The organism is Nitrospira sp. Nam80, assembly GCF_965152575.1.
Map to the genome: position 1 here is coordinate 1,235,475 of NZ_OZ224216.1, position 24,629 is coordinate 1,260,103.

Sequence of the window (24,629 nt, forward strand, 5' to 3'; positions counted from 1 at the left end):
GGACCGCGTGCTCGCGGCCGATTGCGCAGACAGATTTTACCGGGGATTCTGCTCACTCGGAAGCGAGTGCGTACTTCACGTATTATGACCCGCCTGAAGCTTTTTGATGACGCCTTTCTGCTTGCCCTCATGAAAGAATTCCAGCGGTCAATGAAGGGACTTCTCTCGGATCTCTGCGATGACCTGGAACAACAATATCCAGAAGCTGCTGCGCGATTACGGTTGCCGGTCGAATTGATCCAGCTGGTGGACAATGCCATAAGCCTCGACTGCTATTCTCACTGGCGGATCGTCGGATGGATCGAAACATTAAATGATCTCGTGTATCTCATTGATTTGCATGAGCAAGCAAAGCGGCACGGACGGGACATCGAATTTCTCGAACAATTGTATGCCGAATGCCGGCAGAGTTGGTATGAGCATGGTTATGCCGAGGAACTCTTTCCCGGCGGGGCTGTCGATGATGGTCGATTGGCCGAACGAATCGGGCGCCTCTGCCGGCGTCTGGCCGAAGATGTAACCAGACAAGCGTTATTGTGGGATCCGGCACTGACGTGCGAATGGGTCCGAAAGACGAGACGACGAAGTTGGGGAGCGGGCTGCGATCTCGCCGCCGACTTCGACCGGGCGGAACTTCCCTATACGCTCACAGTTGGGGCCGACGGCCCTGTATACCACGCGCCGCGATCTTTGCGCGAGGCCCTTCGAGGGGTTGCGCCAAGGTGCCGTTTCATCGTGACCGGCAGGCGAATGGAACTCAGGAGCGGCAGCCGTCGATTTCCCTTCTACACCGCCGGCGCAGAGGCACGTTGGCATTGGAGGCGGCAGGATCCCGTCGTCTTGTTGAGAAATGCCGGTAGGACTCTGACTTTAGGTCCCACTTTGGTGTACGGCCGAAATCGTGCCCCGGCACGCGTTTGTGCCACGCCGCCTCGGGTGGCCGTCCGCATGCGCCGCGCTTTATCGGTGCTCGAACAGGCATGGCCCGCCGGAAACGAGTGCTTGTCGATATTGACCTCGCGGATCATCCCGCTCAAGGCCAAGGGCGTGGTCAGCTTCAGCTATCGGCACCAGCCGGGGTTATCGTTTCTCAACTGCTTTGATCGAGATCGCCTCGACCTGATCGACGATCTTATTCACGAAAACAGCCATCATCATCTCAACCTCTTGCTGCGCAAGCATGTACTGTACCGGAATGATCGCAATCGCGAGATGTTTTATTCACCTTGGCGCCGGACGTTGCGTCCGGTTCGAGGCATTTTGCACGCAACTTTTACATTTACCATGGGCGCCCTCTTGTTTGAACGGCTCTCGACCTGGGGGGCCGGAGCTGAAGGATCCCGGAGATGGCGGCGTTCTGGCTTGTCGATGAATGATCTGAAGCGAGCGCGGTTTCGCTGTGCGGAGGAAATTGAGTCGGTCCGTTATTCATTACGAGACCTGCGTCAAGCCGAACGGCGCTTGGGGTGGATCACCAAAATCGGCGGTGTGTTGACCCGGCTGCTTGCCCGCACATTGACGGGGGTGCAGGGGCGGATGGAGCCAAAGATGGCTGCGCTATTGCAATCTCCGTACGGGGCGGAACTGGTACGCCATCGGCGCGAGCTACAGGCTGCCCGCAAGCGGTTTGGAACGGGTCTTCCTCCGGTTCGCGAAGGATAAGTTAAGAGCGCTCGATGTGAATGACGGCCGTCCTGGTAATGCCTCCCTTCGCATCCTTCGGATCCATCCAGATGTTGTATCGAACCAGGCCGGGCCGGACGAAGCAGAGGCTCACATAGTCCCGAGGCTTAATCGTCACGAAATCTTCCATGATGCCGAAGCTCTTGAATCCTTTCTCGCAGGTAGTCTTTTCAAGATCGACGCCGGGAAGCAGTCCGATTTTGACCGGTTCGCCGCGTAGATTTTGCCACCGCACCTGATCGCCGACCGATACATAGAGGTCCATGGGGGTGATGGTGTCCCTAATCTGGACGTAATGCACGTGCGAATCGGGTCGTTCTCTTTGTGTGGCGCAGCCGGTAACAATGATCGGGGTCACAAAAAACAGGACCGCGATCATTGATCGAACAAGGTGGTGCATCAGGTTCTCTCCTTCATCGTAGGGATGCGCTCTCGCCGCCGGTTGTCGGATTGTCGTGTGAGACCCAAATCAATCACGGACGGCAATTGGAATCGGTCAGAGCATGGCGAAGCTGCACGATCAGGCGGGAAAATGGAACTCGTGGATGTACTAAACGGCGCGGAAAAAATTACGGGGTCATCTTATTTCTTCGTTCACGGTTCAACGGTGACGTCCACGAACGAGGGGAGGCTGTCCGCTCCTTTTTTGTCTGTGACCCGCAATTTGAATCGAAATAACCTGGTCTCCGAGACGTGGGGCGCGATAAAGGAAGGCTCGGGCATGTTCACGTCGAGCAGCGCCACCTTACTGCCGCGGACCTGACTCCAACTATAATAAAGCGCTTCTCCCTCAGGGTCGGTGCTTTTCAAGCCGCTCAACCGCACCTTGGATCCGGCTTTTGCCGTTCGAGCCGGGCCGGCATCCGCGATCGGCGGGAGGTTCGGCTCTTCATTCACCTCGACCGTTACCTCGAGAGATGCCCGCTGGCCCCGGTTTTCCACTTCCAGCACAGTGGCGCCATTGCCGATAATCTGGAGCAGGCCCTTCTGCAGCACTTTGATGACCTGTTCGTTCGAGGAACGGTACGTCGTGCCGGCGCTTGGAGAAACCAATGAACGGGCGACACCATCCGCGAACTCGCCGACGACGGGAAGTTCAAAAATTTTGCCCATGGAATCGACGTGACCAAACGCCGAGGACTGGCCGGCTCGACCGAGCCGGAGGGGCTTATCCGTTTCAAATTCAATCGAGAGCAGGTCCGCCTTCGGTTGGACGTTTAGAAGGATCTCATCGAAAACTGATCGCGTACCGAGCCGGCCCTGAGAAATCTCTGCAACTGCGAGCAGCCTGGCGTTTCCGATGGCGCCGGCCGGCACCTTTAGCGGGCCGCCGAACGGAGGATTTCCGTCCGAGGTGGAAGTGAGCGGCGGGAGGGCGACGACCGGAGCGTCGGTGACACTGTCCCGCTGCCAATATTTTTCGTCCGCCAGTTTGTCCTGGGATGCCTTGCCGCTCGGTTCTTCATCCTGTTCGACCAGCGTATCGGCGGCTTCGGGATACCAGTAATAGCGCACCTTAACGATACCGGTATCGGACCCCACGTCGACTCGAGCGGTCACCGTCCCTCCGGATTCCACCGTGCCGCCGTCGGCTGGCTCCACGATTTTGAAGCCATAGCTCGGCATGGCGGTGCAGAGGATGAAGACAAGCGCCCAAGATTTGACGACGACAAATGTCCGGCGGGAATAAGTCATAGCGCCATGTCCTCCATGTTTATCGGCTGAGATGAAACGGCACGTCTGTCAGGATGACCCGCTCGCGAAAAAGCAGCGCGGCTTTCAGCATGAGCGCGCGTTGGTTATGCAGGATATTCTGCCACCAGCGAGCCGGCAGGATCTCAGGGATCACCACGGTGACCCATCCGTCCGGGTTTTTCTGCAGCAGTTCCTCGATGTAATCGAGCAGTGAGCCGAGGATCGATCGGTAGGGAGAAGGCAGCACGATCAACGGAACACCGCACCCCCACTGGGCCCACTGAATTTCAACTTTGGCCGTTTCTTCTTTATCGACATCGACCAGTACCGCTCGAATCTCACCGGCCCGGCTGCGCGCATAATCGACGGCCCGGACGACAGCCCGGTTCACGCCTCCAATGGGAATAAGCACGATATTGCGCCTCGGCAGGGGGGGGCGGTGATCGCGGGACAGCGACACTTGCTCCGCGACGGCTTTGTAGTGGGAAAAAATCGATAGAAAAAGAATGATGAATAGCGCGATGAGGAGGAACACGATCCAGGCGCCTTGAAGGAACTTGGTGCTGGCGATGATAACGGTCGCGACTCCGGTTGTGATCGCGCCCATACCATTGACGATAAGCTTTTTCCGCCAGTGCGGTCCCTTCTTGGTCAGCCAGCGGCGGACCATGCCGGCCTGCGAGAGAGTGAAGGAAACGAACACACCCACGGCGTAAAGCGGAATCAAGGCATGAGTATCGCCACGGAACAATATGATGAGCAAGCCGGCAAGCACCCCCAGGATGACCACGCCGTTTGAAAAGACCAGCCGGTCACCGAAGCTCGCCATTTGGTGGGGCATATAGCCGTCACGGGCGAGGATCGAAGCCAGAAGCGGAAAGCCGTTGAACGCGCTGTTTGCGGCGAGGATCAAGAGAAGCATCGTTCCGCCTTGGACCGAATAATAAAGGGGACCGGTCCCAAAGATGATCCGGGCCAATTGGGACACCACCGTCTCGTCCGCTCTGGGAACGACGCCGTAGTGATAGGCTAACACCGTGATTCCGCTAAAGAGCGCGGCGAGGATAAGAGACATGATCAACATAGTCGCAGCGGCATTCTTGGATTCCGGCCGGCGGAACGATTTGACGGCGTTTGAAATCACTTCCATTCCGGTCACGGCGGTGCAGCCGGCGGCGAATGAGCGCAGGAGCAGGAAGATGGTAAGGCTTTCAATGGCCACTCCCCCGACCGGGGGCGGAACAGTGGGGGCGTCGCGGCCCATCATGATCTGTAGGCCGCCGATGAGGACGGTGAGGCCCAATGCCCCTATCGCGATGTAGGTGGGGACGGCGAAGAAGCGGCCCGATTCGCGCACGCCGCGCAGGTTCATCACGACAATAAACAGGACGGCCACGAGTCCAATGGTTTCCCGATGAGGAAATAAATCGGGCACGGCGGACGTAAGAGCGGCGACGCCGGCGGCCACGCTGACGGCGACGGTCAGGACATAGTCGATCATCAAGGCTGCGGCTGCCGTCAGGGCCGGAATATCTCCGAGATTCGACCGGGCGACGGTGTAGGCACCGCCCCCTTCCGGGTACTCATAAATAATCTGGCGATAGGAGACGGTCAGCACGGAGACCAGAAATAAAATCGCCAGGCTTACCGGTATGGACCAGGCCATGGCGGCTGTCCCGGCCAGAACCAGGACAAGGAGGATTTCTTCCGTGGCATAGGCCACGGATGAAATGGCATTGGAGGAGAAGACCGCGAGAGCAACCGTTTTGGAAAGACGTTCATCGGCGGCTTGCGCCGTTTTAAGCGGCAGGCCGACGAGCCAGCGTTTAAGGTACATACCGGGGCATTATCGCACAAACGCACCCGCGATCAGGAAGATCCTTGTTTGGGAAATGAAAGCAGGCGCACTTTCTGCGCCACGGCAATGCGATCCTGACGGTTGATCCGATCGCGGAAGGGGTTGACATACAAAATCAAGTTGAGTATTGTGCCGTTCTCTTTAGGACTTTTTCTAATGTCATGGGCTTGCCCAATCGATCAAAGGAGTACATAAAAGAAGACACGAATCAAATATCTGCCACGGATTCCCTATCAACTTAAGATCCATTTCGATTTGTTCCCTAAATCATTCAAGGAGGCCGATCCATGAATAGTTGGGTAACTCATCTCACATCACGCAGTCTCAGCGTGATTGCCGGTGGAGCGCTCTTATGCATTCCACTAGCTGCGTCGGCTGAGACTTCCCCCCACGCTGAGCATCAGCCTCAGCATACCGCCATGTCTCACCAACTGCCGGCATGGGCCGAGCAATTGAAGGGGCAAACGATCATAGAGGACACGATGGAAGGCCGCGGAGACCGTGCGGCCAAGGTCGACCAGCACCACCAGCGCGTCATGGATCAGTTGAGCCGTGACCCGCAAGTGCAGCAGGTCAACACCGGGATGTTCAATACCGCTTCCATGTTGCACCAATATGGAGCGGGTGGTCAGGACATGTTGCTCATGTCCGATCCTCGTGTGGAGCCGGTTGCCGCCGCAAACGGGGGCCGCTGCCCCGCCTCGGCTCCAGTCAAACAGTACAACGTTTCAGCTATCAATGTTGAGATCACGTTGAATCAATGGCTCGATTTCTATCCTGGCTATATGTACGCCCTGGACGAAGACATCGACAAGATTCGGGCCGAAGAAGAAACGAACCGGGCCGCCCGCGATAAGGAAGGATATGACCCCGGCGCGGTGATTCCCGGTGTGCAGGCACAGTGGATCCAACCGCTTGCCATTCGGGCCAACCAAGGCGACTGTGTGAAAATGAAGCTGAGCAACAAGCTCGAGGGCGGGGAAGAAGTGAGCTTGCACATTCATGGCTCCAGCATGATCGTCAGCGCCAGCGGCGCGGCCGCCACCACGACCAATCCGGATTCGATCGTGGGCGAAGGCAAGAGCCAGGATTTTGAATGGTATATCCATCCAAGCACCCAGGAAGGGGCGCGCCAGTTCCATACTTTCAGCAACGATCGTGAATTGACCGTGATGGGGCTGTTCGGCACTTTCGTGGTCGAGCCTCGCGGCTCCGAGTATCTGGAGCCGCTCGGCAGCGGCGATCCGACGCCTGCCCGGAGCGGTTGGCAGGTGATCATCAAGAATGGAACCGGTCCGGACTTCCGTGAATTTGTACTCATGTACCATGAAGTCGGCGACGAAGCCTTTCGCCCGGTCAATAAGAAAGGCGACTTCCTGCCTCAGCGCGATCCGTTGACCGATGTCTATCGTCCCGGTGGACGGGCGATCAACTATCGCAGCGAGCCGTTCGGCATCAACAATATGCACGTGCAGCATGAGTATTTTGGATTCGAGGATGAGTCGATGGGGTACAGTTCCTACACCTTTGGCGATCCCTCCCCCACGATTCCCCGTTCCTATCTCGGCGACCCGGCGAAATTCCGCTTGGTCCATGGCGGCTCGGAAGTGTTCCATTCCCACCATCCGCACGGCGGCACGATTCGTTGGCCGCGCAGCCCGCGCGCCATCGACGACATGAATCTTTGGGCCACCGCGGTCAATGGTCCCGTGAAATATCCGGTCATTCGTCACAAGACCGACCGGGTTGACGTTGAAGTCATTGGTCCTTCCGAAGCGCTCGATCTCGAAACGGAGTGCGGATCCGGCCTCTGCCAGCAATTGGCCGGTGACTTTTTGTTCCATTGCCACGTGGCGCACCATTATGTGGCGGGAATGTGGGGGTATTGGCGGGTATACAACACCCTCCAGCAGGGCGACATGCGTAACGACGTGATGCCGGATCTGCGCGAACTTCCGGATCGGAAGGGTCGGATCAATGCCCCTGTGTCTTCGGACAAGCTGGTCGGAAAGACGGTGGATTGGTTCGGCAAGACCTTCCAAATTACCGACAAGGGGAAGAGCAATTGGAAGGGTAACCCGGCGGTCATCAATATCAAGGATTGGGTGGCCATGCAGTTGCCGACTCCGGGCAAGCCTGGTCATAAGGAGGACGAAAAGGGCCAGATTGTATCGTACGACGCGACCGTGCTCGACTGGACCTGGGAAGGCACTCGTGCCATGAGCGAAAAGGAAAGCACGATCGACAACCCGAAGTACAAGTCGACGCATCCGGGTAAACGCCACCCGATCACCTTTGAGCCGCTCACCGGTAAGGTGGCGTGGCCGCATCTCACACCTCATTTCGGCAAACGCGTCATGTTCTCGCCGAACCACGTGGGCGCACCCTGGTTGGAAATGATCCGCAGGGACGCGAACGGCGAGGAGAGCGAAGACCAGGCGATGCCTGGTGAAAACGGGATCTGGAGTCTCTGTCCGGAGAACGCGGGACGGAAGCACTACAACGTCCACTTCATCAAGCTTCCGATCAAGATCGCCAAGGCGCAGGGCAAGGAGCCGGCGGTCGTCGATCCGACGGGCCTGATTTACGTCTTGCACGAGGAAGAGGCGGCCATTCGCGCCAACGATGATTTGAAGTATCCATTGGTTGTGCGCGGCAATATCTACGATTGCGTCGATTGGACTTTGACCAGCGAGTGGGATGACGACGACTACACGAATTTCCAGGCGTCGAAGATCAATACTCACTGGCATTTCCTGCAGTTTGACAATCAGGCGTCGGATGGCGTGATCACCGGCTTCTCCTACGAGCAATCGGTTCGGCCGTTCACGATGCTGGAGAAGAAAAATAAGAAGGGACTGCCGGTTCCGATGAACACGGTGATGACCGCGGCCGCCAAAAAGGGTGCGAAAGACATCACTGTGAAGAATGCCAAACAGTACCATGTCGGCACCCTCATTCTCGTCGGCGCCGACAACGTGAAAGGAAATGAGATTGCTCGGATCAAAGAAATTAAGGGCAATACCATTACGCTGGCCAAGGGATTGAAGAACGATCATCCGGCCAACGACATCGTGACCGTGGAATTCGTTCGCCAACGGTTCTGGGTCGATGCGGATGTGGGCACCGTGTTTTGGCACGACCATGCATTCGGCGCGACCACGTGGCCGCACGGCGGGTTCGGGACATTTATCGCCGAACCGGTGGGATCAACCTATCATGACCCAAAAACCGGGAAGCAGATCCGGAGCGGGCCGGTCGCGGACATTCGCACAATCGAGCCGGTTGGGCATGGGGTGAACGGCAGTTTCCGTGAATTGATGGTGCAGGTGCATGACACGGTGCCGCATACGGTCAATATCGTCACGGCCGGCAATCCGCCGGGACAACCGATCGAAGTGGCTCTCGAAGCAGGCAAGACCGTGTCATTTATGATGCCGGAAAAGATCTATATGACGCCGATGCCGTTCTTGAATGGCGGCACTCATACGACCGGCAGCGGGCTGAATTTCAGGGCGGCTCCTATCGCACAGCGACTGGCGACCAATCCTGATGCCTCGCAGATCTTTAACAGCCAGATCCACGGTGAACCCTATACGCCGCTGCTGCGCGCGTATGCCGGCGACACCATGGTGTTCCGGCTGTTGCATACCTTAATGAATGAATCGATGGTGTGGACAGTGTCCGGACATACGTTCCTCAGTGAACGCTATGCCGGGGACGCAAACCGAAAGAACTCCATCCATATCGGCATCGCCGAGCGGTATGATCTGGTCGTGCCGCAGGCAGGTGGCCCGCGCTTGCAGGCCGGAGACTATATCCACTTCAATGGCCGCTCTTCCAAGTTTTCGGAAGGGGGATGGGGAATCATTCGGGTCTATGACAAGCCGCAGGCCGATCTTCAGCGCCTCCCTGTCGGCTTCTCCGGCCGTAGTGAGCTTCCTGCTCCCCGACCGGTCTGCCCGGCGGAAGCGCCTGTGAAGAGCTTCAATGTGGTAGCCATGGATTATCCGGGCATGAAGTTTAATTCGAAGGCGCCGGAGTCCATCGAAGTCGACTTCGAACGGAAGATCCTCATGGCGAATTCGGATGCGAAGATTTACGCTCTGGAAGAGGAAGTATCGAAGGTTGCCGGCGGCGCTCAACCAATGCCGCTGACGCTCCGGATCAACACTGGGGATTGTGTGAAGGTTCATTTGAAGAACAAGATGAAGGAAGGCAAGGCGTCGTTCTCTGCCATTGGCTTGGCCTTTGATCCGAAGGATTCTCTCGGCGCAAACGTCGGGAACAACCCTGGAGATCAGACCATCGCGCCCGGCGGCGAGCGCACCTATACCTACTATGCCGATCCATTCCTCGGTGAAACCACCTCGTTGGTGTGGGACTGGGGAAATGTGATGATGAATCCTCGGAACGGCTTATTCGGCGCGGTCGTCGTCGGACCGAAGGGCGCGAAGTATCGCGATCCCAAGACCGGCGCGGACCTGACGAATAAGAATGCCTGGGTGGCCGATGTGATCATCGACCGCTCGATTCCGGGAAACGAATCGCGTCCGAACTATCGTGACGTGGCGTTGTTCTTCCAGGACGAGGACAACATCATCGGGACCAGCTTCATGCCGTACGTGCAAAACGTGGCCGGACTGACCGGCGTCAATTATCGGTCGGAGCCGTACAAGTATCGTGAAGAATTGGGTTGCTCGCTGGGCAAGGTGTTCCAGCCTTGTGTGGCCGACAAGCCGGAAGATCCGGCGACGCCGATCATTGAGGCCCATGCCGGTGATCCGGTGAGAATCCATGTGATCGGCGCCAGCAGCGAGCAGAACGGCATGTTCAGCGTTGAGCAACATGAATGGCCGATCGAACCATTCATGCGTGGGGCGGATACGATCAGCGTCGTGGAATATTCCGGTTCTGAAGTGCTGGACGCGTTCATTCCGTCCGCCGGCGGTTTGTACCGCCTGGTCGGTGACTATGTATACAGCAACCAACGGTTGCCGTATTCCCAGTCCGGCCAGTGGGGTTATATGCGCGTGTTGCCAGCCGGAGATCAGCGGCTTCTTCCGCTGACCGGCGCAACGGCTGGTATGAAGAGCGCGGAACTGGAACGGCGTGATGTTCAGGCCGTTCCTGTTGCAGTGAAGTAATTTTTCGGTCTCAGTCCGGAGTGTCTTGGACGGAAGGGGGAACCTCTCGGGGTTCCCCCTTTTGCTTTCAGCGGAATCTTGTGTAAGATGTCCAAAGCTACGCGGATTGGTCCTTGAACTTCCCGGAGGAGTCGAATGCAAGTCATGAAGGTGAAATTCATTGCGACAGTGATCATGGCCGCTTTTCTGCACGCCGGGTCCGGATGGGCGTACGAAGAAATCCCCGTGACGGACGGAGGAATCATCACCGGCAAGGTGACCTTGACCGGCGGGAAGCCTACGCCGAAGGGATTCAATCTCATCACATTTCCGGACCCCGTGTATTGCGGGCGTATTTCTACAGGAACGGGATGGCGGGTTCTGGAGGAATTCACCGTGGGCCGGGACAGGGGCCTTAAGGACGTGGTCGTCTTGTTGACGGACGTCAAGAAAGGGAAGCCGTTCAAATTTGAACCGCCGACCATCGAAGCGAGGGACTGCCGGTTTCTGCCTTTCGTCACGGTGGTGAAAGACCAAGCCGAAGTGACGGTCATGAACATGGACCCGGTGATGCATGATATTCAGGCCTATGAAACATCCCATCTGGGCCCGCGTGTCTTGTTCAACACGCCGCTTCCGATGAACCCGCACCACAAGCGAAATGTCGATGCCGACACGCATGAACATCTAGCCGGCCAGCCGATGATCCAACAGATTCACATGACCAAAGGCAGGCGTTTCTTTGTCATGCAGTGCGGATTCCACGCGTACATGGAGAGCTGGGGCATGGCGGTCGATAATCCGTACTATGCGCTGACTGCTGCAGATGGAACGTTTTCGTTGCCGGACGTGCCGCCGGGCGAGTACACCTTGATGGCATGGCATCCCAGTGTCGGCACCACGATGGAATCCAGAGTGACGGTCTCGGCCGGACAATCGGTTCAAAAAGATTTTGCATTTATCGCTCCAATCGGGCGACGGAGCGCGCATGAGATCCAGGAGAATCCGCATTACGGCATGGAAGCGCTCGGCAAGACCGTGGACATCCGACCTACTCTCGAAGTACAGCAACCCTAATCCGAGGACAGAGGAGCTTCAATGAAGAACCGGCATGCTACGCACTCGTCATGGTGTGCATATTACCCGGCGGCGCTTGTCGCGGCTCTCGTCATGTGTGCGTCATTGATTATCGCGCCGGCAGCAGCCTATGAGGTCATCGAGGTGGAACAGGGCGGGACGATCGAGGGCCGCGTTACGTTGAACGGCGCGGTTCCTGAACCGAAAGGATTTAATCTCGTGACGTTTCCGGACCCGACCTATTGCGGCCGGATTTCTAACGGTAAGGGGTGGAGATTGTTGCGCGATTTCGTAGTGGGCCAGGATCATGGACTAAAAGACACGATCGTATTGTTGGAGGGGGTGCAGGCTGGAAAGCCGTTTGAGATGTCCGTGCCTCTGATTGAAGCGCGAGACTGCATGTTCTCGCCTTTCGTAACCGTTGTGAGAAACGGCCATGCGGTAGAAGTCGTCAATATGGACCCGGTCATGCATGACATTCAGGGCTATGAAACCTCGATTGCGGCGGGGGCTCGGGTTCTCTTCAATACGCCGCTGGTCATGAATCATCAACACCGCCGTGGCGACATTATGGCGACGCACAATCATGCGCCGGGGAACTCATTGGTCGGTCCGATTTATCTCAACAAGGGACGCCGGACTTTCTATATGCAGTGTGGATTTCACGCCTACATGGAAAGTTGGGCTATGACTGTCAATAATCCCTACTATGCCGTGACCGACTCGTCCGGTTCATTCCGTATCGATAATATTCCACCCGGTACCTATCAAATGGTGGTGTGGCATCCTCAATCCGGGCCGGGGTTGACCCGGATGGTGACGGTCACTCGGAACGGGAGCTTGGTGGAAGATTTTGCTATTTCCGCGCCTAAAGGAAACCGGAGCGCTCATAGGGTAATAGACAACCCGCGTTTCGGAATTGAGTCTCTTGGGTATCCGCTCGATATTCAGCCACTGGTGGAGCACCAGCACTAAGTCTTGGCGGACATGCGGCCGGGCGGTCGGTGTGTCGCGGCTCAGCGCGCACGTGCTCGTGATGGCCGCGATAGCAACCGCCGCCGGTGGAATGGAACCGTCGCTTTCGCCGGCTGCAAGAGAGCCGGCGGAGTTTTCCGGGTTGCTGGTCAAGCGTGTTGATGGACGTCGTTCGGAAGCCTATGTCTATGCGAAAGCGGATCGCATTAGAATCGAATACAAGTACGCGGTCCGGACGGAATTGGGGCTGTCCAGTATCGAAATCATCCGTCACGACAAACACGAATCTTGGTTTTTGCTCGCCCGTCTAAGGCAGATCTTGCCCGTCGCTATTCGGTCTCAGGACAGTCTGCCCCTCAAGGCCGCTCTTCCGGGGGAGCTGGAGCGGAAATTGCTGGGTGATGCAATCGTGGTAGGCAGGCCGGCCTCGCTCTATGAGGTGTGGACCGACTACAACGGGCGCCGCGAGCGGTACTACGAATGGGTGGATCGATCGACAGAGGTCGTGTTGAGGCTTGTCAGCCAGGATCGCGATTGGTCTATTGAATATCAACGGATTCACTTTTCTCCGCAGCCCGATGAATATTTTGAAGAGCCGGCCGGCTATATCCGCCAACCGGCCCCGTCCTCCAAAGGTGATTGAGGCTGATAAGGCATGAGACGGCATTGCTTTCCACAGTGGGGCCTATTGGCCATCGTCACCGGGGTACTGCTTGTTTTAAGCATGCGGTATCCCGATGCCGGCTATGCGGCCGTCAATGCCATTGCCTTTCCTGTCGCCGACACCGGCGCCTCCCTGTTGAAAGAGGCCCAAGCGGCCTTTAAGAAACACACATACCAAGAAGCCCTTGATCTCCTGGATCGGGCGGGCAAAGCGGGGCCCTTGCCCGCTGATGCCCTTCGGATGAAGGTGAGGGCTCAGCTCTATGTGGGCAAACCGAAAGAGGCTCTTCTCGACTACGAACGACTGGAGCAGGTATTGACTCACGATGACGCCGTTCTCCTTAAAGAGGTGGGGTTGGGATTCGTCGTCGTCCTGATCAAGGATATGCGCGAACAGATGAGAGGAGCGGCATACACCGCTCTTAAGGATTTCGAATCGGCTGAAACTGTGCCGTACCTGGAGGATGGGTTGAGCGACGGATCCGGGTTGGTACGGGCGCTGGCCGTCGAAGGTTTAGGAAAAACCGGCCAGGGACGTCGATCGGTCAAATTACGAAAAGCTCTGGACGATCAGGCCGGACTGGTAAAAGCCGCCGTCCTCAAGGTCCTGGGGCAGAGCCAAGATCGAACCGTGGTGCCATTGCTCGAGCAAGCCTTGAAGGACGATCAACCGGTCGTCCGGCTGGCTGCCGCCGGCGCACTCTATCATATGGGACGAAAGACCATGTGGGATCAAGTGCGGACAGCGACCTCCGCGGCCAATCCGGAAGAACGCGCCACGGCGTTGCGTTTGTTGGGAAATCTCAAGGATGACCGCAGTCTCGCCGTGTTGCTGGAGGCCATCACTGATCCTCAGCCTTCCGTCCGCGGCGCGGCGGCTTCGGCGCTCGGAGATCTTGGCAAGGTCGAGGGAATTGTGGCCGTGGAACAGGCATTGAAGGATAAGATTCCTGCTGTACGGACATCGGCTGCGATCAGCCTCGGCGAGCTAGGAGTAAAGACCTCAGGCTCGGTGCTGAAGCAGGCCCTGTCCGATCCGAATCCGGTCGTGCGAGCGGCGGTGGTCTCGGCATTGCTTCGAATCGGCGAGCCGGTGGAAGAGGTCATGTCCGCGGTGGATGGTCTTCTTCAGCAATCCGACCCGGGGACCAGGTCCGCTGCTGCGAAAGCGCTGGGGCGCGCTCAGGGCAAAAGCGGCGAGGCGGTGATTGGCATTCTAAGCGATTTACTGGCCGACCCGATTCCCCGGCCGCGCATTGCAGCAGTCAGATCGTTGGGACAGATAGGCGGGGAGAGCGCCATTCCAATCTTGAAGCGGGCGCTTCACGATGAAGACGATGCCGTGCGTGCGGCGGCCGGCGGGGCGTTGGGCCGGGTTTTGAATAGCGGGGCGAAATCAATGAAGGCCCCCAAAATATAAGGGATTTTGGCTGTGGATTTGCTGTTGACTCTCACTATATGATGCAGTATACAGTTAGCTTCGCTTACCTGAAATTCGGGTACGAATACCACCACACCAAGCTTTTATTTTCATGAGGGGGCAGGTCACCGGTCCTCTTCGCCCGAATCCGGTTGGTGACATGCAGCAATGTTCGTTAATGTTTATCACAAGGAGGCAGTGACATGAAGAAGGGTGCCACGACAGTTCTATTCGGTGTAGCAGCCGCGGCGTTGCTCGCTGCGCCTCTCACCTCGTTCGCGGGCGGGACGATCGCCGGGAAGGTGACGTACGCCGGGAAGTCGGACCAGAAAGAGTTCATGTTTTCCAAATTCCCCAATCCGAAATTCTGCCCCAAGATTCCGAACAAGGAGCTGATGGACGGAGACAAGCGCTTCTTGAAAACCATCGAAGTCAGTAAGGACGGTGGGCTCAAGAATGCCGTCGTTGCCGTGCTGGATATCGAAGATAAGGCGTTTGTCGATGGCTATAAGGGCACAGAAGTCGTTGCCGAGTTCTGCCAGTTCTTGCCGTTCAGCGGCGTCGTCGTTGCTCAGAAGAGTTTCAAGGTCGAAAATCATGACGCCGACCCGGATGATCCCAAGTCGACTGCCGGCGTGCTTCATAACCCGCATAGCTTTTTCGTCAAGGGATCCACGTCTTCGACCGATTTCAATATCGGATTGGCGAAGAAGGGCGACAAACTCGACAAGCCGGTGAAGTTCAAGGGCGGTGCGGAGAAGAAGGGAACGACCTATAGATTGCAGTGCGACCAGCATGAATTCATGCAGTCCTTCTTCCTACCTGTCTGGAATGCCCATTATGCAGTGGCGAAGGAAGACGGCACGTTCGAGATCAAGGATGTTCCGGCCGGGAAGCATCAAATTATCGCCTGGCATCCGTTCGCCGGCAAAATTGAGATGGAAGTGGATGTTCCCGAGGGTGGAAAGGCCGACGTGAAGGCGGAAGTGAAGAAGTAGTTTTTCTTTCAAGCCGAGCGGTTGTGAAGAGGGCAGCGGTGTGACAGCCGCTGCCCTCTTTATTTTTTGAGCGAGGCGGCGGTCCCAATTGTCTGCTTTTTTACGCGTCGTAGTTCATGCCGGATCACCACGGGAGACTCGAACTCGGCATTGTGCTGCGCGGCGCCGGCTCCTTGCGTTTCTCTTTCCGAACTGAGTAAGATGCCCACAATTCCGCAGGCTTGATCGAAGGAGATCGTGTGTCGCGAGAGTTGTCGCTCGCTGAGATTTTTCAGCTGGGCTATTACTGGGAAACCAAAATACTGCTGACCGCGGTGAAGTTGGACCTATTTTCCGCATTGGACCATCGGCCGAAGACGGCCGCAGAAGTGGCGGAAAAGATTGGCGCCGACAAGAGAGCGCTGACTCTATTGCTGAACGCTCTGGTGGCAGTCGGGCTACTTCGACACGAAGAGAGCGGGTATGTCAATTCCACCGCGGCCCGCGAGCATTTGGTCAAGCAGTCATCCCAGTATATCGGTCATTTATTGCTGTTGCACGATGCCGAATGGAGCAACTGGGGCCGGCTGGAGGAAGCTGTCAGGACCGGGCAATCGCCGGTGAAGCAACATGTCTTTGAGACCGATCCCAGTCTGGGCGCCAACGTGCTGACGGTGTTGCATCGGATCGGCCGGCAGAGTGGGCCGGAATTAGCCAAACGCTTGGCGCTCGACCAGGCTCGGACAATGTTGGATTTGGGCGGAGGCGCCGGCACGAATGCGATTGCCTTCTGCCAAGTGTATCCCGTGTTGAAGGCGACGGTCTTTGATCTGCCTGCCACGCTCGCATTGACAGAGCATACCGTGAAGCAGGCCGGGATGGAAGATCGAATCAGGCTTGTCCCCGGTAATTTCAATCAGGATGATTTAGGCGGATCATACGACGTTGTTCTCATGTCCGATGTGCTGCACTACCAGAATTACGAAGCGAATGCCCGCTTGGTCCGGAAGACGTTCGCCCATCTGACTCCGGGCGGACGCCTGGTGATAAAGGATCGATATCTTGATGCGTCAGGCACCAGTCCGGCTTGGACCACGGCGTTTGCGGTTCATATTTTCGTCAATACGGAACAGGGCGCCTGTTATCGGGTTGCCGAAGCCATGGACTGGATGCGGGCGGCCGGATTTGAGCGAATCGTCGAATTGGAACGGACTGCCGTCGTGGAAGGCATCAAGCCTTTCATGGCCTGAGGCAAGTGCGATGAATCGACGGACGGAGACACCGGCGGTAAGCGATAAAGGATATGACGATGGACTGGTTACGCGATCCCGGCTTCTTTGGAACCCATGCAACTTTGGGAGCCGATCTCAGCCAAGTAATGGCGACCTTGTTCACGGGCCTCTTCATCATCGGGTGGGTGCAGGCCAAGCGTCATCAAGGCCATGCGCATCATTGGTTGATGCTCGGCGGCATGGTGGCGATGGTGGGATTCTTCACCAGTTATTACTTGTTCCGCCAGCTTGGTGTGCTGGCTTTCGAAGGCAAGGAAGGATTCGGAGGGTCTCAAACTCTCTATGACTATGTCTTCATTCCGATCCTGACCATTCATATCATCCTGGTGATTATCGGTTTGGTCATGGCGATCTATATGATCGTGCTGGGCTTTCGTTCGCAGGCCGTGATTCAAGGGGCGCGCGTCCTTCGCGATTCGGTGCTCCAGACGACATGGCGGAAGGTGGGGTTTATATTTGGCGTCCTTACCGCTCTGGTCGCGGTGTTATTTCTTTCCCGCGTCATGTCGGCCGGTTTTTCCCTGCGAAAGATGGAGGTGTATGTCGGCCTCCTCGTAATCGCGGCGATCGTGTTCGCCGTTGAAATGGCCATCCAGCGTATCTGGCCCAACGGGGCGGACCGCCACCGGGCGCTCGGGCGATTTACCATGGTCATCTACTGCATCCTTTTTGTTACCGGCACGACGACCTATGCCATGCTGTACATTTTGTATCCGGGAAAAATCGGATAGGGCTGGTCTGGATCTAGCGAATGCAGGCGCTGGTTCATCCGGGCAACTTAGAATTTGTAGCTTAGAACTCATAACTCAGAACTCACCACTGGTTGCAGCATGCTGGTTTGCGGGTGCGGTCGATGGATGCACACGGAGGGCGTTGAGGAGCGCTCGCACGATGGAGGCGACGCCGTATGGCTTGTTCGCTCAGAATGTCGGGGGTGCGGGTTTCACGTCGGGGCCGAAGGCTCCGCTGTTCAAGTCGAATCACTCGTGGATCGAATGATGTGGACGGATGAAGCCATGCATCGACTGGAACGTATTCCGCCGTACGCCGCTCCGCTGGTTCGCAACCAGGTCGAAATGTATGCGCGGCGAAACGCGTGGCGGACCGTCACCTATGACCGTTTCATGCAGGCCGGGACGGGAGAAGTTGTCATATGGGATGCCGAGGCGGAGCGACGATTGGCCAACGTGCCGGCGCCGGTGCGCGCGATGGCCCGCGTGGAACTTGAGCGGACCGCCGCCGAACGCGGTGATTCGCGCGTGACCGTGGGGCTCATGGAAGAAGTCAAAGCGCGTTACTTTGGAATGGGACAGAAGCCAGAATTTTGAATGCTGAACTCGTGATGTTGAATTGGACCGAAAAAGTTCGCTCGCCGATCGGTCGACGCTGACGATCTTCAATTCACCAGTCCTCATTCAAAATTCAGAGTTGGGGTCGTATGTTACATCGCTTATCTCTTCGCGTATTGCCCAGTCTCACGCTGGCCGTGACGGAGGACGCGGTTCGCAAACAAAAGCGAATCGTCATGTTCGTGCCCGGGCTTGTGGCGTTCCTCCTGTACCGCGCGGCCAAATATATTGTTCCGCTGGCCGAGCCGATAAATCTGCTGCTCCTTAGCGGGTTGATCTCAGCCGTGACGGCGGCCTGCGCCTATCGAATCGGACGCCGGCTTCCATTCGGACATCTTCTCGGAGCGGACGGCATGTCCCGTATGCTGTGGCTAGTGGGATGGGTCGGATGCGTATACGGCGTCCAGCTTTCGCTCCTCGTGTTGGCCCTCTTGTGGCTCGTGGGCTATGACTACAGCCAACATCCTGATGGACCGGCCATGATGGCGATCATCATTTCGTGCACCGCCGTGGCGAGGGATGCCTTTGAGATCGGATATGTCCGATTTTTACAGGCGGCCGGCAGACCATTCACGACGTTTCCAGACGGCGCCGCACTCCGGGTGCTTCTTCGGGAATCCGGCCCAGTATCGATCAAGTGGACATTCGCGGGACTCGGCATCTCTGGCGGGCTCGCAGCGACCATGGTTCACCTATCCCCTTCGCAGCTTCAGATAATTGCTCAACTCCTTGTGGTGACATTGACGGCCGGCGCAGTGACGCTGTTCGCCTACTTTGATGGGCGGCAGAGGAACGGCGGATGGATGCTTGCCGTGATGGCCGTGCGTTGGGGGGAACTGCTGAAATTTTTGTGGTGGCCGGGATTTGCATTTGCCGCTACGTACTATCTCGTCCTGATCGGAGCGCTCCTCTTCCCACTCCGGCAGCCAGAGCCGTCCGGAAGCGCCCTCCTCCTATCGGCGGCCGGCGTAGGAGCGTTGATGGCCTTGTACGGGTATTACCTCGGATATCGCCGCGACGTAGAGGATCGAATCAGGCAGGAGGTTCCGGTATCCTTGTTGCGATGCCCCTTTGTCATGGGGATTCTTGGCCGGTCCGGCAATAAAGCGGCGACGGCCGGCGGGTCACCGGCAGAGACGACCTTGAAAAATTCCGGGCAAGAGGTGTGATGCTGTGAACAGAACGGTTGATTGTATGCGTATTGTTCGTGTCTGGGCCGCTCTCATGATGGTGGCGACCGCCCTCTCACTATCCGGCCCGGTCGGGAACCTGGCTCATGCAGACCAATCGAGCGATGTCTATTTCTCGACGCCCGGCCTGATCGCCGGTCCTGCCGCCCCGAGTCCCGCCGAGATTCATTATCCTCGCTACGGCTCTTTGGACAACCGTCTTCTCATTTGGTTTGTGACGCAGCAACATACGTACTTTGCTGGTTTCGTGCTGGCTCTCCCCATTTTCTGCGTGCTGTTGGAATTCATTGGTCTGATCACGAGGAATCCGGCGCTTGCGGCACGGTATGACGGATTAGCGCGGGATCTGATCCAGGTCGCCCTGTTGGCGCTTTCCGTGACCGCCGTTGTCGGAAGCTTCATGCTGGGCCTCTTCATTGCCTTGTATCCGAGCTTCATGAGCTACATGGGTTCCACGTTCAAGGTCATGATGCCGGTTTATGCCTGTGTCTTTCTCGGCGAAACGCTTCTCATGATCTTGTACTACTACAGTTGGGGTCGGATGGCGACACCGGCCCTCAAATGGGGCCACGCCACGATCGGAATTGTGTGCAACGTCTTCGGGACGGTATTGCTCTTGCTGGCCAATTCCTGGGCTGCGTTTATGATGGCGCCGGCCGGCGTGGACGCTCAGGGCCATTATTTGGGCAATGCCTGGCACCTTCTCCATTCGGCGCTCTGGAATCCGCTCAATGTTCATCGATTTCTCGCGGACATTATGTCTGGCGGCGCAGTCGTGCTCGCGTATGCCTGCTATCGTTTTTTCACCGGTAAAAGTCATGAAGAAAGAGCCTATTACGATTGGGTCGGCTATCTTTTTCTGTTTGTGACCGTGTGCGCCCTCTTGCCGATGCCGTTTGCCGGCTATTGGTTGATGCGGTCCGTATATGCGTATCGACAAAGCATGGGCGTGACGATGATGGGAGGGTTGTTGACCTGGCTCTTCGTCGTCCAGGCGTTATTGATCGGGGCGCTGTTTCTCGGCGTGAATTACTACCTCTGGCAAAGTATGGGGCGTATCAACGGAGGGGAACGCTACCAGGTTTATTTCCAGTATCTCGTCTTTGCCCTCATGGGATGTCTTTTCATCTGGCTCACTCCGCACACGGTTATCATGACGGGCAGCGAAGTGAAAGCGATGGGAGGCGCGCAGCATCCTGTGGTTGGAAATTACGGGGTCATGTCGTCCAAGAACGGCGCGGTGAATGTCATGATCTGCATTACAGCAGTGAGCTATATCCTCTACCGGCGCGCCAACCGAACGATGACTATTCCTTGGGTCAAAACCGGCAATGTGCTGCTCGGAGCTGTTTTTGGGCTGGGCGTCGCCTACATCATTTGGCTTTCGGTGTACGGGTTTTATCTTCCGGCAAGCGTCCGGGTCGGACTGTCAACTCCGCAAGCCGCCACCACATTGGGCGTCGTGATTTTCGGCATCGCGCTCAACCGTGCGATGCTGCGAGGCGCCGTATCGCATGGACCGATACAATGGGGCAAGATGCCGATGAGGGGAATGGTCGTGCTGTTCGGTCTGGCCGGGGCCTTCACGTGGGTGATGGGACTGATGGGTTATATCCGATCTTCCGGTCGTTTGGCCTGGCATGTCAACGAAGTGATGGCCGACGTGTCGCCTTGGTCCTTTACTCCCTCATTAGGCTTTGCGGCAAAAATGGTGACGGTGAACATGGTGGTATTCTGGGCGGCCGTCTTTGTTCTGTTTTGGGTGTGCCAGCGAGGACGGCAACCGGTCATGCGGGACGAAAGGGAAGAGATCCATGACGGGAAGGAAGGGGTATTCCTGCCCACTCCTTCGCAAGAGGCTTGATTTGGATGAAAGGATAATGATGAGATCGTACATGGCAGTCGGTCTTGTGGTGGCTCTTGTGCCTTTTTCTCTGATTGCACAGAATGCGGGATGGGTGGGCGCGGCTGAGCCGGCGAAATTGATGCTCGAAAATTTTCAATCCAAGGATCATGAAGGATTTCCCGTGGATTGGCAGCATGAGAGCCAGCGGAGTCATGCAAAGGGTCGCGAGGCGTACAGGATTCAATCGGAGAACGGGAGCAATTTCTTAGCCGCCAAGGATGCGGGACAGCGCATCAAGAACCGGAAAATCGATTGGGATCCAAAGGCCTACCCAGTCTTGACATGGAAGTGGAGGCTCCACAAGGCGCCCGCCGATTCAGAGCCTATTGCTGTGATTTATGCTTCGCTGGATACGGATCTTCTCTTCATTCCGGTGTTTACGAAGTATGTCTGGAGCGCGACCAAAGCCGAAGGCACGCTGACCGAGGGCGGGATGTTCAGCGGGTCGGAACTTGTCGTGCAGGGTGGCTTGACGCCGCTTAACGAATGGGTTGAAGAACGGGTCAACGTGTACGAGGATTTCAAGCGCATCCACCAGCATGAGCCGGCCGCCAAGGCCTGGGGTATTTCCATTTTTGCCGGCCCCGGCGTTGAGATCGATATCGGTCCGATAACGGCTGTCTCCGCTCATTGATCCTGGACGCCGGCCTCGTTTACTGAACCCATTTAGTTATGGCATCACTCCCTCTCAGCAGGATCGCGGATATCGTATTTGGCGTTGCGGTGATGGGTACCGTCGGTACTCTGATCGGCATGATCATGGGCGAGGCTTCAACCCCATTGACCGGTGGTCTTGGGGCTTTATTGGGGGCGGTCGTCGGATTTCTGGGCGGCCGGCGTTTCCTGATCAGTATTTTAATCGGGGCCGCGTCGGGTGGTCTGCTGGCATGGTTCGTCGCCGGGTTCGAAAAGATTTCCGTCGGCGCAGGGGCCGGGGCCGCAATGGGGGGATTCCTTGGCGTGCAAATTTCCATGCTGCTCGATATGCGTGCTGCACGCAAGGCCGAGGCGAATTCGTCCGGCCCGCATCCCGAACAACAACGTCTGACGTAAGGGTGAGGTTGCCAGATCATGGAGAATCGTGCGGTCTTGATCGGGTCTATCGTGTTTGTTTTCGCGTCATTCATCCTGATGATAGCCGGATTGGTGTATGAATCGTACAAGGCCAAGCAGATGCGTGAACTCGCCCTGTCCATCAAAACTGAAACGACCGTGCAGACGGCGGCTGCCACGCAGGATTTCTCCATGTACAAGACACTGGTGGGAGATGATGGGCGAGAAATGGTGCAGATCCCCGAAGGGCCCTTTGTGATGGGCAGTCGTGATGATGACAGCGATCCGGACGAAAAGCCCGAGCATCAGGTGTATCTCAAACCCTACTTCATTGATCTCAAGGAGGTGACGCAGGCTGAGTATGAACGATTTGCCAAGATGACACGTCGCGCCAAAGCGCGAATCGAGGTGTTTGAGGACGATCCTGCCAAACTGCTCAAACCGGAGTTGCCGGCCATCGCCGTGACTTGGAGTGATGCCGAAGCTTACTGCAAATGGGCCGGCAAGCGGTTGCCGTCCGAGGCGGAGTGGGAAAAGGCGGCGCGAGGCGAGGGCAAGCGAAGATACCCATGGGGAGGTGAATTCCTACCCGGTTATGCCAACATCGATGGCCACGAAGATGGATTCCGGTATTTGGCGCCCCCCGGTTCCTTTGAATCGGGACGCAGCCCGTATGGCTTGTACGATATGGCCGGCAATGTGGGTGAATGGGTAGCCGACTCTTACGAGGAAAAGTTTTACCAGAAATCTCCTTATCGGGATCCCAAAGGACCGGAACAGGGTGAACAGAAGGTGATTCGCGGGGGTTCCTGGCGCGAAACGAAAAAGAACGTGCGCCCCTCAAAACGTTTTCAAGCGAAACCATGGCGGCACGATATTACAGTCGGATTTCGTTGCGCCAAAGACCTTGAGACTGATGCCCCAGCCAAATAGTCAGCTTAGGCCATGCTCGAAACCAAATTTAAAGTGGCGTTGCTTGTGGCTGTACTCGCCGCTGCGAGTCTGCCGATCATTGGCATACTCAGGGGGACGGTGTTCACTCCCTATGAACAGGATACCGAGCATTTAGTGGCTTCAAATCAACCGGTTACTGAAGGTGTCCCTGACGAGAAGCCAGTTCGCGAGGAGATGGTATCCATCCCGGCAGGTCCATTCATCCGAGGAACCGACAAGGGAGGGTTCGACGAACAGCCGCAGCAAACGTTGTATTTGAGCGGCTTTCTTATTGATAAATATGAAGTTACAAATTTTCAGTATGCCGCGTTCGTCCAAGCCACCGGACATAGGAAATCCGGTCCGCCGTCGCGATATGCCAAGAACATGGACCGTATGCGCGGCGTGAATCAGCCGGTTGTGTATGTGTCATGGGATGATGCCGTGGCTTATTGCGCGTGGAAGGGCAAGAGATTGCCGACCGAGGCGGAATGGGAAAAGGCGATGCGAGGGACCGATGGCCGACTATGGCCCTGGGGCACCGTTGAAATTCCTCATGGCGCGAATTGGGCTCGTGTCGATGATGGGCATGAAGTATCGGCTGCTGTTGGTGCGGTGAAGAGTGATGTCAGTCCTTTTGGAGTCATGGACGGAGCAGGCAATGTCATGGAATGGGTCGAGGACTGGTATCAGGAAAATGCCTATCGAGAGGCCTCGAAATCCGATCCGCGGAGCCCGGATCATGGCACTTTTAGGGTCATCCGTGGGGCTGGTTATGCCAGTTCCGGCTCCGACTTAAGGATCACGAGTCGGAACAAAATGGTGCCTGATTTCCGGGATGAAACCATCGGTTTTCGCTGCGCTCAGGATATGAAAATGGGGGGTGAGTCACGAGCAGCGGCGGAGCGATAAAATCATAAGAAATCAAAGTAGTAAAGGATGAGGAACACAGCCAAAATGATATTGACAACCATTCCAGCCAAAACTATAATGTCGAACACTTTTGAGCTTTTATTCATCGATCTTTCCGTTTTGAAATGATGAAGCGAGACGAATTGATTAGCACAGGGCTGATGGTGTGTCAATTTAAAATACGGCATTAAAACCTTTGGGGGAATTGCAATGGAAGCTGCTCAGAGCGACATCACAGTCAAGATTGGGAAGATGATTTTTTACATTACCTGCGCCGTGAGCATCTGGTTCTTTTACTGGTTCGCAGGTGTTCAATGTCCGTGCTGAGCTGCCATAACTGATCTGAACTCTTTTTGGGAAATTCAGAATTAAGGGGGCTGAGATGGGCCAAACAATCTTGTATTTCTTGATCTCTTTCGTTATCTGCCTGGCATACTTCACCGCGGTCGATCACTTCCTGATGGATATGCAAGGTTTGGATTACTGGTATTTGTTCCGCCAATAACAGGCGAGTTCAGTT

General features: G+C 56.5%; 20 protein-coding genes. 17 read left to right on the plus strand and 3 right to left on the minus strand.

Going from position 1 to position 24,629, the window contains the following annotated elements; translation table 11 throughout:
- Positions 1–66 precede the first annotated feature (66 nt).
- Entirely contained in the window at positions 67–1,662 is a 1,596-nt protein-coding gene (locus tag ACWGXE_RS05825) for an aKG-HExxH-type peptide beta-hydroxylase (protein ID WP_447602064.1), read from the plus strand.
- Position 1,663: 1 nt separating this feature from the next.
- Here ACWGXE_RS05825 and ACWGXE_RS05830 read toward each other — a convergent pair whose 3' ends face one another.
- From ACWGXE_RS05830 to ACWGXE_RS05840, 3 genes are all read right to left on the minus strand, one after another.
- Entirely contained in the window at positions 1,664–2,083 is a 420-nt protein-coding gene (locus tag ACWGXE_RS05830; protein WP_447602066.1) for a hypothetical protein, read from the minus strand.
- Positions 2,084–2,277: 194 nt separating this feature from the next.
- Entirely contained in the window at positions 2,278–3,378 is a 1,101-nt protein-coding gene (locus ACWGXE_RS05835) for a PKD domain-containing protein (RefSeq protein ID WP_447602067.1), read from the minus strand.
- A gap of 19 nt (positions 3,379–3,397) precedes the next feature.
- Positions 3,398–5,215, minus strand: coding sequence for an APC family permease (locus ACWGXE_RS05840; protein WP_447602069.1), 1,818 nt, complete (start codon positions 5,213–5,215; stop codon positions 3,398–3,400).
- A gap of 308 nt (positions 5,216–5,523) precedes the next feature.
- Between ACWGXE_RS05840 and ACWGXE_RS05845 the strand changes: the two genes are divergently transcribed.
- The 16 genes from ACWGXE_RS05845 to ACWGXE_RS05920 all read left to right on the plus strand — a co-directional run bounded on the left by ACWGXE_RS05845 (position 5,524) and on the right by ACWGXE_RS05920 (position 24,614).
- Positions 5,524–10,383, plus strand: coding sequence for a multicopper oxidase domain-containing protein (locus ACWGXE_RS05845; RefSeq protein WP_447602071.1), 4,860 nt, complete (start codon positions 5,524–5,526; stop codon positions 10,381–10,383).
- Positions 10,384–10,518: 135 nt separating this feature from the next.
- Positions 10,519–11,439 (plus strand): carboxypeptidase-like regulatory domain-containing protein, encoded by a 921-nt coding sequence (locus ACWGXE_RS05850; RefSeq protein WP_447602073.1) that lies wholly within the window; start codon positions 10,519–10,521, stop codon positions 11,437–11,439.
- A 21-nt stretch (positions 11,440–11,460) separates the two neighbouring features.
- Positions 11,461–12,414, plus strand: coding sequence for a carboxypeptidase regulatory-like domain-containing protein (locus tag ACWGXE_RS05855; RefSeq protein ID WP_447602074.1), 954 nt, complete (start codon positions 11,461–11,463; stop codon positions 12,412–12,414).
- Positions 12,415–12,445: 31 nt separating this feature from the next.
- Entirely contained in the window at positions 12,446–13,057 is a 612-nt protein-coding gene (locus tag ACWGXE_RS05860) for a hypothetical protein (protein WP_447602075.1), read from the plus strand.
- Positions 13,058–13,069: 12 nt separating this feature from the next.
- Complete coding sequence (locus ACWGXE_RS05865; protein ID WP_447602077.1) at positions 13,070–14,497, plus strand: HEAT repeat domain-containing protein; 1,428 nt, start codon at positions 13,070–13,072, stop codon at positions 14,495–14,497.
- Positions 14,498–14,700: 203 nt separating this feature from the next.
- Entirely contained in the window at positions 14,701–15,495 is a 795-nt protein-coding gene (locus tag ACWGXE_RS05870) for a hypothetical protein (RefSeq protein WP_447602078.1), read from the plus strand.
- Positions 15,496–15,734: 239 nt separating this feature from the next.
- Positions 15,735–16,724, plus strand: coding sequence for a methyltransferase (locus tag ACWGXE_RS05875; RefSeq protein ID WP_447602079.1), 990 nt, complete (start codon positions 15,735–15,737; stop codon positions 16,722–16,724).
- 59 nt (positions 16,725–16,783) lie between these two features.
- Positions 16,784–17,497 (plus strand): DUF420 domain-containing protein, encoded by a 714-nt coding sequence (locus tag ACWGXE_RS05880; protein WP_447602081.1) that lies wholly within the window; start codon positions 16,784–16,786, stop codon positions 17,495–17,497.
- Between the two features lie 285 nt (positions 17,498–17,782).
- The gene (locus ACWGXE_RS05885; RefSeq protein ID WP_447602083.1) at positions 17,783–18,094 is read left to right on the plus strand and encodes a PCP reductase family protein; all 312 of its coding nucleotides are present in this window, start codon (positions 17,783–17,785) and stop codon (positions 18,092–18,094) included.
- Between the two features lie 110 nt (positions 18,095–18,204).
- Positions 18,205–19,284, plus strand: coding sequence for a hypothetical protein (locus tag ACWGXE_RS05890; protein WP_447602085.1), 1,080 nt, complete (start codon positions 18,205–18,207; stop codon positions 19,282–19,284).
- A 25-nt stretch (positions 19,285–19,309) separates the two neighbouring features.
- Positions 19,310–21,169 (plus strand): cytochrome ubiquinol oxidase subunit I, encoded by a 1,860-nt coding sequence (locus ACWGXE_RS05895; protein ID WP_447602087.1) that lies wholly within the window; start codon positions 19,310–19,312, stop codon positions 21,167–21,169.
- A 31-nt stretch (positions 21,170–21,200) separates the two neighbouring features.
- Positions 21,201–21,845 (plus strand): DUF3047 domain-containing protein, encoded by a 645-nt coding sequence (locus ACWGXE_RS05900; RefSeq protein ID WP_447602088.1) that lies wholly within the window; start codon positions 21,201–21,203, stop codon positions 21,843–21,845.
- Positions 21,846–21,937: 92 nt separating this feature from the next.
- Positions 21,938–22,264: a hypothetical protein gene (locus ACWGXE_RS05905; protein ID WP_447602090.1), complete on the plus strand. Its 327-nt coding sequence runs from the start codon at positions 21,938–21,940 to the stop codon at positions 22,262–22,264.
- An 18-nt stretch (positions 22,265–22,282) separates the two neighbouring features.
- Positions 22,283–23,197 (plus strand): formylglycine-generating enzyme family protein, encoded by a 915-nt coding sequence (locus ACWGXE_RS05910; RefSeq protein ID WP_447602091.1) that lies wholly within the window; start codon positions 22,283–22,285, stop codon positions 23,195–23,197.
- 12 nt (positions 23,198–23,209) lie between these two features.
- Positions 23,210–24,109, plus strand: a complete 900-nt coding sequence (locus tag ACWGXE_RS05915) for a formylglycine-generating enzyme family protein (protein WP_447602092.1) — start codon at positions 23,210–23,212, stop codon at positions 24,107–24,109.
- 382 nt (positions 24,110–24,491) lie between these two features.
- Positions 24,492–24,614 (plus strand): hypothetical protein, encoded by a 123-nt coding sequence (locus ACWGXE_RS05920; protein ID WP_447602094.1) that lies wholly within the window; start codon positions 24,492–24,494, stop codon positions 24,612–24,614.
- Positions 24,615–24,629 lie beyond the last annotated feature (15 nt).

Excerpts from the sequence above, each read along its gene's own strand:
- ACWGXE_RS05830 (WP_447602066.1), bottom strand. The coding sequence starts at position 2,083 with ATGCACCACCTTGTTCGATCAATGATCGCGGTCCTGTTTTTTGTGACC.
- ACWGXE_RS05835 (WP_447602067.1), bottom strand. The coding sequence starts at position 3,378 with ATGACTTATTCCCGCCGGACATTTGTCGTCGTCAAATCTTGGGCGCTT.
- ACWGXE_RS05840 (WP_447602069.1), bottom strand. The coding sequence starts at position 5,215 with ATGTACCTTAAACGCTGGCTCGTCGGCCTGCCGCTTAAAACGGCGCAA.
- ACWGXE_RS05845 (WP_447602071.1), top strand. The coding sequence starts at position 5,524 with ATGAATAGTTGGGTAACTCATCTCACATCACGCAGTCTCAGCGTGATT.
- ACWGXE_RS05850 (WP_447602073.1), top strand. The coding sequence starts at position 10,519 with ATGCAAGTCATGAAGGTGAAATTCATTGCGACAGTGATCATGGCCGCT.
- ACWGXE_RS05855 (WP_447602074.1), top strand. The coding sequence starts at position 11,461 with ATGAAGAACCGGCATGCTACGCACTCGTCATGGTGTGCATATTACCCG.
- ACWGXE_RS05865 (WP_447602077.1), top strand. The coding sequence starts at position 13,070 with ATGAGACGGCATTGCTTTCCACAGTGGGGCCTATTGGCCATCGTCACC.
- ACWGXE_RS05870 (WP_447602078.1), top strand. The coding sequence starts at position 14,701 with ATGAAGAAGGGTGCCACGACAGTTCTATTCGGTGTAGCAGCCGCGGCG.
- ACWGXE_RS05880 (WP_447602081.1), top strand. The coding sequence starts at position 16,784 with ATGGACTGGTTACGCGATCCCGGCTTCTTTGGAACCCATGCAACTTTG.
- ACWGXE_RS05885 (WP_447602083.1), top strand. The coding sequence starts at position 17,783 with ATGCATCGACTGGAACGTATTCCGCCGTACGCCGCTCCGCTGGTTCGC.
- ACWGXE_RS05890 (WP_447602085.1), top strand. The coding sequence starts at position 18,205 with ATGTTACATCGCTTATCTCTTCGCGTATTGCCCAGTCTCACGCTGGCC.
- ACWGXE_RS05895 (WP_447602087.1), top strand. The coding sequence starts at position 19,310 with ATGCGTATTGTTCGTGTCTGGGCCGCTCTCATGATGGTGGCGACCGCC.
- ACWGXE_RS05900 (WP_447602088.1), top strand. The coding sequence starts at position 21,201 with ATGGCAGTCGGTCTTGTGGTGGCTCTTGTGCCTTTTTCTCTGATTGCA.
- ACWGXE_RS05905 (WP_447602090.1), top strand. The coding sequence starts at position 21,938 with ATGGGTACCGTCGGTACTCTGATCGGCATGATCATGGGCGAGGCTTCA.
- ACWGXE_RS05910 (WP_447602091.1), top strand. The coding sequence starts at position 22,283 with ATGGAGAATCGTGCGGTCTTGATCGGGTCTATCGTGTTTGTTTTCGCG.
- ACWGXE_RS05915 (WP_447602092.1), top strand. The coding sequence starts at position 23,210 with ATGCTCGAAACCAAATTTAAAGTGGCGTTGCTTGTGGCTGTACTCGCC.
- ACWGXE_RS05920 (WP_447602094.1), top strand. The coding sequence starts at position 24,492 with ATGGGCCAAACAATCTTGTATTTCTTGATCTCTTTCGTTATCTGCCTG.